Here is a 7168-nt window from a genome sequence, read left to right as displayed (position 1 = left end):
CCCCAGCCGCCACCGCCGAAGCCACCGCCGCCGCCGCCGTAACCGTAGCCGAACATAGCATTCCCTCCTTTCCTGTTCCGTGTAGTGTATGCGGGTGTTGCGAGGGGGAAATGGTTGTTCGCCCGGTTCCGTTTTTTAGGGGCGGGTGGCTGGCGCAAAACGGATTGATTGAACATGAAAAAACAGCGGCGGATTTAGATTCCGTCACTGTTTTTTCATCATGGTCTTCCTTTCGAGCGGAAGATGAGGGAAGCGATGAAGCCGAACAGGATGGCGGCGCTGATGCCGGAGCTGGTCACTTCAAACATTCCGGTGATCACGCCGATCAGGCCGTGCTGTTCCGCTTCGCGGAGCGCCCCGTGGGTCAGAGAATTGCCGAATGAGGTGATCGGGACGGTGGCCCCTGCGCCCGCGAAGTCGATCAACGGCTCATAAAGCCCGATGCCGTCGAGGACCGCTCCTGCCACGACGAGGAGGCTGAGCGTATGGCCCGGAGTCAGTTTCGCCACGTCGAACAGCAACTGCCCGATCACACAGATCAGACCGCCGACGACGAATGCGATAATGAAAGAAGTGATCATGGCCGATCCTCTCCTTCCATGGTAATCTCCACTGCATGCGCGGTACACGGGATGGATTCGCCCTGCTGGAATGAGAGCGGCGACAGCAGCGCACCCGTCGCGATGAGAAGCACCCTCTTGTATTCACCGTCCATCAGCCGTTTGAAAACATCGGAAAAATAGACGGCCGCCGAACAGCCGGCACCGCTTGCACCCGCGAAGAATGACGGATCGTCCCCATAAAACTCTTCCCCCGCATCCCGCCACTTCGACCGCCTCACTTCAAGGCCTTCTTCCCTCGCCATTTGCCTGAACAGCGAAGACCCGACCCGGCCGAGGTCGCCCGTGATGATCGCATCATAATCCTCGGGGCGGCTTCCCGTTCCGGTGAGATGCCGGCTCAGCGTGTCGAAAGCGGCCGGTGCCATGGCGGCCCCCATATTGAGCGGATCGGTCAATCCATAGTCGACGGACCGGCCGACCGTCGCCCGCCGGATCCCCGGATAGCCGGGTTCGCACGGCGTCACCGCCGCGAATCCCGCGGCGGTCACCGTCCACTGGGCAGTCGGCCCTTTCTGGAACCCGTACTCGACCGGGTAGCGGAATTGCCGTTCGATCGAGTTATGCTGGCTGGCCGATCCGGCGAGGGCCAGCCGGGATGCCCCCGTCTCCGTCAGCAGGGCCGACACGATGAGAGAAGAAACCGACGTCGCGCAGGCGGAAAACAAACCGAGATAAGGAAGATGCAGATTGGCTGCCGCAAAGTTTGACGGCGTCATTTCATTGACCAGATCGCCGCACAGGAGAAAATCGGCATCCGCCGGCATTGCCCCCGCCTTTTCCAGCGCCAGGCCGCACGCATCTTCGATCAGGCGGCCGTGTGCTTTCTCATTCGTCTCCTCGCCGCACAGTTCGGAGTCGTACAGCTTGTCGAACAGCGGGCCGAACGGGCTTTTCTTCTTTTCGAGCGGTCCGGCCGCGACGGCGACCGAACGGATCGACGGACGGCTATTGAACGTGACAACACCCCGCGCTACCATCCGACCACCCCGAATTTCACGAGGATCGTCTTGATGAGCGCGACGACGAATGCCGAAAAGACGCCGAAGACGATGACGGAACCGGCCAGCTTGAACATGTTCCCTCCGACTCCGAGCACATAGCCTTCGGTCCGGTGCTCAATCGCCGATGAAATCATCGCATTTCCGAAACCCGTCACCGGCACGGCCGACCCGGCCCCGCCGAACTGGGCGATTTTTTTATATTTCCCGAAACCGGTCAGCAGCATGACGATGAAGATGAGCGTCGCCACCGTCGGATTGCCCGCCGTCTTCTCGGTGAAGTCAAAGAAATACATATAGAAATACATGAGCCCCTGCCCGATCGCACAGATCAGACCGCCCGTCAGGAACGCCCGGATCAGGTTTCCCGCGAGCGGCGGCTTCGGTGACATGTTCTGCTCCAGCTGAGAATATGTTTTTTGATCCATCAGGTCTCTTCCTTTGAAAGGGATTTGATCGTCTCCACTTTGTCGTGAAGCTTCTTCTTGTCGTCTTTCAGGTCATCCAGTTTTTCGGTCTCCCAGTAAATCTTCAAATCTCCCGAAAGCGTGACCGTCCGTTCCGGAAACTCTTTCTCCATCTTCTTTTTCAGCTGCTCCTCGATCTTCGACTTGCCGAATCGGCTGAGCGGCCGGACATCCACCCCGACGAGCAAATCCTCCTCCACGAAAACGGCAATCGCCGACGTGATGCGCTCTTCGCCCCTCAGCACCGCCTCGGCCCGCTGCTCATCCGCCGGGTCCTGTTCCCCCTTGACCCGGATGTCGGCAGCACCCTGCCCGCATCCCGAAAGGACCAAAACAATCCCGGCAGCCCCCAATAACCTCCTCAAGACGCCACCTCCCATATTCCTCCCAGCATGCCCCAAAAAAGAAACAGGTATGCACAAAAGCGAAGGGCGGCTGAAAGGGGCGACAGGCATAAGGCAGGATGCAGAGCGAAGCCCGCTTCGCGGCGCATCATGACTTATGACCCCGAGCCCCTGGCGCCCGGAGCTGGATGACACAAAAGCGAAGGGCGGCTGGTCAGGGGCGACAGGCGTAAGACGATCTGCAAAGCGAGGCCTGCCTCGCGGAGCAGAACGGCTTACGACCCCGAGCCCCTGTTGCCCAACGCTTTGCTTTTGGGCACAAAAAACATTGCCGCCCGCAGCTGGATGGCACAAAAGCGGAGCGGGCCGCGACAAAACGGAGAATCTAAAGCAACTGAAATTTAAAGATGAGCCCCCTGAATCTAAAGATGGAGGCCCTGAATCTAAAGATAGACCTCCCGAATCTAAAGGAAGCGGTCCCGCGGCCTCGCTGTGCATACGCCCGGCCGTCCGTTTCTCCTGCGCATACAGTAGAGAGAGTTACAGGGAAGGAGGTGTTTAATTATGGGTTGCTGTGGACGAAAAGATTTCGTCTCCGGATCTTCTTCCTTTGATCACTGCCTGTGTGAAGTAGTTCGGGTGATCAAGGACATCCAGGACACGGGCGCAGATGAGTGCACGGATTGCCCGACAAGCTGCTTCCTCACGCCGCTCGGCGGTGTCAGTCCCGGCCGGACGTCGCCGATCAACACACGGGTCATCGTTCTTCTCACCGAAAAAGGTTGTCCGTTCAAAGTGCAAGCGGATCCTTGCGACTGCTCCGCTGGCGCTACGGAGTACTGCTACTTCCGCATCGAGGAAATCCTCGACGGCAGTTGTTGCGTCACCCTTCGTGCCCTCACGAAGACGAGTAGCGGTTTCTCCAAGACAGATGTGTGTGTCACGGTCGACATCAGCTGCTTCTGCGGAATTCAATGCATTGCCGACACCTTCGTCGAAGGAGTCTGCGACTGATTGACCGCCTGTTGTTGCGGTGTCCTGCCGTCCGGCTTTTGCCGGGCGGTTTCTTTTATCTTTCCACTGAAAAACGCGCCCATACAAAAAAGCGGATCCGATCCTCCTTTTCGGATGAACGGTTCCGCTCTTTATTTGCCCACTTTGCATCAGCCGTGCGGGAAAGGCTTCCCTTTCCACCAGATCGCCTGAAGCGAATCGATCGGAATTTCTCTCGTTTCCCCTTCTTCGACTGCATTTCGGATATGCACCTTTCCTTCAGACATCCGTTCGATATCGCCGGTGACCGAGCCGCCGTCTTTCAGCCGGAACTGGATCGGCCGGTAGGCCTGCCGCTGGAACGGCCGGGAAAGAAAGCGCAGCTGGTTCAATAGCTTTTCAATCTCTTCCGCTCTTCCGGGGAGGTTGTAAACCGAGGTGCTTTCATCCAGGTCGGCCTCATTCAACACGGCGACCTCATCGCCGGACCCTTCCCTCGAGTACACCGGCTCTGAAATGAAATGAATCGGCGGGGAATCGACAAAGAGCAAAGGGCCTCCGTCACGGATCGTCATGGGCTCACATCCTTCCGCTTTTTTCTGTCCAGCTTCGGGCGCCAACGGCTCAGGGTCATAAGCCTTTCTGCTCTGCGAGGCTGGCCTCGCGCCGCAGACTGTCTTATGCCGGTCGCCTCTGGGCAGGCGCCCTCCGCTTTTCTTTGTCCAGCTTCGGGCGCCAGAGGCTCAGGGTCATAAGCCCGCCGGTTCTGTGAAGCAGGCTTCACGCCACCGTCTGTCTTATGCCGGTCGCCTCTGGGCAGGCGCCCTCCGCTTTTCTTTGTCCAGCTTCGGGCGCCAGAGGCTCGGGGTCATAAGCCCGCCGGTTCTGTGAAGCAGGCTTCACGTCACCGTCTGTCTTATGCTGGTCGCCTCTGGGCAGGCGCCCTCCGCTTTTCTTTTATCCTATGCTCTTTCCTCTTGAACGGACACCGTCAGAGCTGGGAGATGAACAGCGTGGCGAGCCCGAGGTAGATGAGGATGCTGATGATGTCGTTGAGCGTCGTGATGAACGGGCCGGATGCGACGGCCGGGTCGATCTTGAGACGGTGCATGAGGAGCGGAATGAACGAGCCTGCGACGGTCGCGACGAAGATCGAGCCGAGGATGGCCGCGCCGACGAGCAGGCCGAGCAGCGCTTCATGTTTCCAGATGAAGACGAGGCCGAAGACGAAAATGCCGCAGACCGTTCCGGTGATGAGGCCGGTCCCCGCTTCCCGGAAAAGGAGTTTCATCTTGCTTTCCTTTTCGATGTCTCCTGTGGCAATCCCCCGGACGGCGACAGCCAGCGACTGGGTGCCGCTGTTCCCCGCCATTCCCGCGATGAGCGGGATGAAGACGGCGAGAAGCGCCACCCGGTCGAGCGTCTGCTCGAAATGACCCATCAGGTTGGCGGTCACCATCCCGAGGAACGTCAGGAGGATCAGCCACGGCAGCCTCTTTTTCGCCGCAGACAGCGGATTTCGGTCGAGCGTGTCCATGTCGCTCACCGCAGCCAGCTTGGAATAGTCGTCCGAAGCTTCTTCTTCGATGACGTCCATCGCATCGTCGACGGTGATGATCCCGAGGAGATGCTGCTGGAAGTCCACGACCGGGATGGCGAGGAAGTCATAGTCTTTCATCGTCCGGGCGACTTCTTCCTGGTCGGCGCTCACGAGGACGCTCACGACCCGTTCGTTCATGATGTCCCCGATGATGGCACTTTCATCCGCGATGATGATGTCCCGCAGCGACACGACACCGGCAAGCCGGTTTTCATCATCGGTCACGAATATGTAGTAGATCGTCTCGGCTTCCGGAGCGGCGTTGCGGAGGATGGCCATCGCCGAGCGGACCGTCGAGTTTTTAGGGATTGTGACATATTCCGTCGTCATGATGGAACCCGCGGTGTACTCCTCGTAATGAAGCAGGTCTTTGATCTCCCGGGCGTCCTCATCGTCCATCAGTGCCAGATAGGTAAGCACCTGTGACTTGTCGAGTTCGTTGAGGACGTCGACCGCGTTGTCGGCGTACATCTGGGCGATCATGTCGGCCGCATATTTCGTGTCCATTTCCGCCAGGTAACCTTCGAACTCATCATCGGGAATTTCCGACACTTCGAAGACTCCCGCCAGTTCCCTCGGCGACAGGTACCGATAAATCTTCTGGCGGAGTTCGGGTCCGGCCTTCTCATAATACTTGGCCTGGTCATACGGATGGCCCGCGAGGAACTCCTCCCTGAATAACTCAGGCTTCTCCTCTTCCAAAAGACGGGTCACCAGTTCTTCATCGATATATTGTTCTTCCTGATCATTAAGCAGTTCCGGCATGCCGGTCCCCTCCTTCCGCTTTGGCCCGCGGCGTTCGTGCAGCGGGGCTATTGTTGAAAGTTTCCTTCACGGGGTACACTGGGAACAGGACCTACCGGGAATGGAGTGAATGTGATGAAAGTTGATATTATCGGAGATATCCACGGATGTTTCGATGAGCTGATGGAGCTTTTCGAAAAGCTCGGCTACCGCATGGAAGGCGGAGTGCCTGTCCATCCGGGCGGCCGGAATCTTGCATTTGTCGGGGATGCGACCGACCGGGGCCCGAAATCCATCGAGGTGCTGAAGTTGCTGTTCGCCCTGCAGGATGCGGACAGACTCATCTATTCCCCGGGAAATCACTGCAATAAATTATATCGGTATATGCTCGGGAATAAAGTCCAGCAAAAGCACGGCCTCGAGACGACGGTCGCCGAGCTGGACGCCCTTTCTGGAAAAGAGCGAGAACATCTCCGCCGCAAGTATATCCGGTTTTACGAATCGCTGCCGCTCTACCAGATGCTGGACGGGGGAAAGCTCGTTATCGCGCATGCCGGCATTCCGCAGGACCTGATCGGCCGGACCGGCGGAAGCCGGCTCAAAAGCTTCGTCCTCTACGGGGACACGACGGGCGAGACCCTTCCGGACGGGCGGCCCGTCAGGCGTGACTGGGCAAAGCACTATCACGGCGATGCATTCATCGTTTACGGCCATACGCCCGTCAAGGAATGCCGGTTCGTCCATCACACCGTCAACATCGATACCGGCTGCGTGTTCGGCGGCAAGCTGAGCGCACTCCGCTATCCGGAAAAAACGATTGAAAGCGTCCCTTCCCGCCAGCCGTTCAGACCTGAGAAGTTCAGCACATTTCCAGGATAACGAATTGATTCAAAGGAGCTGTTGCATATCTTCCGGAAGCGGGCTGCAGAATCTCAGCTGTTCGCCGGTCAGCGGATGGGTGAAGGCCAGCTCTTCGCAGTGGAGCGCCTGTCTGCCGATCAGCGAACAGTCACCGCCGTAAAGGCTGTCTCCTTCAAGCGGATGGCCGGCCGAGGCCAGGTGAACCCGGATCTGATGCGTCCGGCCGGTGTGGAGCACGACCGACAGCAGATTGAGCACCCGGCCTTCCCGCTCCGCCGACCGGACGACTCGGATTTCCGTTCTGGCCGGCTGTCCGTCCGGCCTTACGGTCCGTTCGATGATGCTCCCTTCCTTTCGGCCAATCGGCGCGTCGATCAGAAAGCGGTCTTCACGGAACCGCCCGGGAGCAATCGCCGCATAGCATTTGAATATGCCGCCCGCCTTCATTTCCTCGGAAAGGAGATGATGGATGTGGCGGTTTTTTGCGATGCATACGAGTCCCGACGTCTCCCGGTCGAGCCGCGTGACGATATGGACG

Annotated in this window: 9 protein-coding genes; 2 read left to right on the top strand and 7 right to left on the bottom strand. The window is 58.6% G+C overall.

Annotated features, from left to right (window positions below; translation table 11 throughout):
* Window positions 1-218: 218 nt before the first annotated feature.
* The 4 genes from spoVAE to BN1189_RS10115 are packed head-to-tail and all read right to left on the bottom strand — an operon-like array spanning window position 219 to window position 2453.
* Window positions 219-581 (bottom strand): stage V sporulation protein AE, encoded by a 363-nt coding sequence (gene spoVAE, locus BN1189_RS10130; protein ID WP_040227834.1) that lies wholly within the window; start codon window positions 579-581, stop codon window positions 219-221.
* Window positions 578-1600 carry a SpoVAD gene (locus BN1189_RS10125; RefSeq protein WP_040227833.1) on the bottom strand — a complete coding sequence of 341 codons (1023 nt, stop codon included), beginning with the start codon at window positions 1598-1600 and terminating at the stop codon, window positions 578-580. The genes spoVAE and BN1189_RS10125 overlap by 4 nt, the downstream gene beginning before the upstream one ends.
* Complete coding sequence (gene spoVAC / locus BN1189_RS10120; RefSeq protein WP_040227832.1) at window positions 1594-2049, bottom strand: stage V sporulation protein AC; 456 nt, start codon at window positions 2047-2049, stop codon at window positions 1594-1596. Before spoVAC ends, BN1189_RS10125 begins: the two co-directional genes overlap by 7 nt.
* Window positions 2049-2453 (bottom strand): hypothetical protein, encoded by a 405-nt coding sequence (locus BN1189_RS10115; protein WP_143242299.1) that lies wholly within the window; start codon window positions 2451-2453, stop codon window positions 2049-2051. The genes spoVAC and BN1189_RS10115 overlap by 1 nt, the downstream gene beginning before the upstream one ends.
* A 543-nt stretch (window positions 2454-2996) precedes the next feature.
* Between BN1189_RS10115 and BN1189_RS10110 the strand changes: the two genes are divergently transcribed.
* The gene (locus BN1189_RS10110; protein ID WP_040227828.1) at window positions 2997-3446 is read left to right on the top strand and encodes a CotY/CotZ family spore coat protein; all 450 of its coding nucleotides are present in this window, start codon (window positions 2997-2999) and stop codon (window positions 3444-3446) included.
* Between the two features lie 149 nt (window positions 3447-3595).
* On the opposite strand, the gene BN1189_RS10105 is transcribed toward BN1189_RS10110, so the two are convergent.
* Together BN1189_RS10105 and mgtE are read right to left on the bottom strand one after the other, a co-directional pair.
* Window positions 3596-4000 (bottom strand): hypothetical protein, encoded by a 405-nt coding sequence (locus BN1189_RS10105; protein ID WP_040227827.1) that lies wholly within the window; start codon window positions 3998-4000, stop codon window positions 3596-3598.
* 416 nt (window positions 4001-4416) lie between these two features.
* Entirely contained in the window at window positions 4417-5790 is a 1374-nt protein-coding gene (gene mgtE, locus BN1189_RS10100; protein WP_040227826.1) for a magnesium transporter, read from the bottom strand.
* A 114-nt stretch (window positions 5791-5904) separates the two neighbouring features.
* Here mgtE and prpE point away from each other — a divergent pair, with 114 nt between their 5' ends.
* Window positions 5905-6648 carry a bis(5'-nucleosyl)-tetraphosphatase PrpE gene (gene prpE, locus BN1189_RS10095; protein ID WP_040227825.1) on the top strand — a complete coding sequence of 248 codons (744 nt, stop codon included), beginning with the start codon at window positions 5905-5907 and terminating at the stop codon, window positions 6646-6648.
* A 9-nt stretch (window positions 6649-6657) separates the two neighbouring features.
* On the opposite strand, the gene BN1189_RS10090 is transcribed toward prpE, so the two are convergent.
* The coding region (locus BN1189_RS10090; RefSeq protein WP_040227824.1) for an RluA family pseudouridine synthase at window positions 6658-7168 on the bottom strand (511 nt) is incomplete at its 5' end.

The organism is Bhargavaea cecembensis (assembly GCF_000826125.2).
Classification (GTDB): domain Bacteria; phylum Bacillota; class Bacilli; order Bacillales_A; family Planococcaceae; genus Bhargavaea; species Bhargavaea cecembensis_B.
Note: the sequence above shows the minus strand (reverse complement) of the source record. Positions and strands in the feature narration are given on the sequence as shown.

What these genes read in the sequence shown, in the direction of transcription:
- BN1189_RS10105 (WP_040227827.1), bottom strand. Translation starts at nt 4,000, where the DNA reads ATGACGATCCGTGACGGAGGCCCTTTGCTCTTTGTCGATTCCCCGCCG.
- spoVAE (WP_040227834.1), bottom strand. Translation starts at nt 581, where the DNA reads ATGATCACTTCTTTCATTATCGCATTCGTCGTCGGCGGTCTGATCTGT.
- BN1189_RS10110 (WP_040227828.1), top strand. Translation starts at nt 2,997, where the DNA reads ATGGGTTGCTGTGGACGAAAAGATTTCGTCTCCGGATCTTCTTCCTTT.
- spoVAC (WP_040227832.1), bottom strand. Translation starts at nt 2,049, where the DNA reads ATGGATCAAAAAACATATTCTCAGCTGGAGCAGAACATGTCACCGAAG.
- mgtE (WP_040227826.1), bottom strand. Translation starts at nt 5,790, where the DNA reads ATGCCGGAACTGCTTAATGATCAGGAAGAACAATATATCGATGAAGAA.
- BN1189_RS10125 (WP_040227833.1), bottom strand. Translation starts at nt 1,600, where the DNA reads ATGGTAGCGCGGGGTGTTGTCACGTTCAATAGCCGTCCGTCGATCCGT.
- prpE (WP_040227825.1), top strand. Translation starts at nt 5,905, where the DNA reads ATGAAAGTTGATATTATCGGAGATATCCACGGATGTTTCGATGAGCTG.